The sequence below is a fragment of the Herbidospora galbida genome (genome assembly GCF_005233835.1).
Taxonomy (GTDB): Bacteria; Actinomycetota; Actinomycetes; order Streptosporangiales; family Streptosporangiaceae; genus Herbidospora; species Herbidospora galbida.
On sequence record NZ_SZQA01000116.1, the window covers coordinates 1 to 944 of the forward strand.

Consider the following 944-nt stretch of genomic DNA (forward strand, 5'->3'; position numbering starts at 1 on the left):
GCTCCGGCCCGGCCGGGCACCGGGCCCAGCAGCATGCGGGCCCCCAGCAGCCGCGCCTCCACCGAAGCCGCAGTCCAGCCCGCCGCGCCCAGTTCCTCGGCGATGGCCGCGAACCGGGCCGCCGAGACCCCCGGACGCCCCGCCGCCAGGCATGACCGCAGGACCACGAACGCCGCCAGCGCGCGCCACTCAGGACGCTGCTGGGCGCCGAACTCGCGGGCCGCCCGCCGGGCCGCCTCGATCGCGCGCTCGTGGTCGCCCTCCAGGGTGGCGGCGCGGGCGAGGAGGAGGCGGATCTCCGGCAGGACGATCGCGCGGCGGCGGCGGCGCAGTTCGGCGACCGCCTCCTCGGCGGCGGCGCGGGCCTCGGCGGTCAGGCCGACCGACAGCAGCAGCTCCGACCGGTCGCTGAGCAGCCAGCCCAGCTGGTGGGTGCCCAGGTCGCGGAAGCGGCTCTCGGCCAGGTCGAGGTAGCGCAGGGCGCCCGGCACGTCGCCGCGCACCCCCCGAACCCACCCCAGGTTCAGCCGCACCACCGCGAGCGACAGGTCGAGCCCGAGGTCCGCGCACAGGTCCTCGGCCTCGTGGAAGTCGGCTTCCGCGGCGGCGAACTCGTGGCGGTAGCCGTACACGATCCCGCGGTTGGACAGCACCCGCTGCAGCCACACGTGGTCGTGCGCCCGTCGCAGCACCGGGATCGCCTGGCGGTAGGCGGCCAGCGCGTCGGCGTGCCGCCCCAGATGGTTGAAGACGGCGGCCCGCTGGGCCTCGGCCCGCGCCCGCAGCCCGCCGTGCAGGCCGGGCAGCAGGGCCTCCAGGTCGGCCAGCGCCTGCCGAGGGCGGCCCCGCATGCTGGTCACGAACGCCATCCGGATCCGCGCCTCGGCGGCCAGCTCGGGCGACCCGGCCCGGCCCGCCGTGCGGATCGCCGCCCGCAGGTGCCG

Annotated in this window: 1 protein-coding gene; it reads right to left on the bottom strand. The window is 78.2% G+C overall.

Features of this window, described 5'->3' with window-relative positions:
• On the bottom strand, positions 1 to 851 hold an 851-nt coding region (locus FDA94_RS38895; RefSeq protein ID WP_246060395.1), incomplete at its 3' end, for a tetratricopeptide repeat protein.
• Positions 852 to 944: the final 93 nt, after the last annotated feature.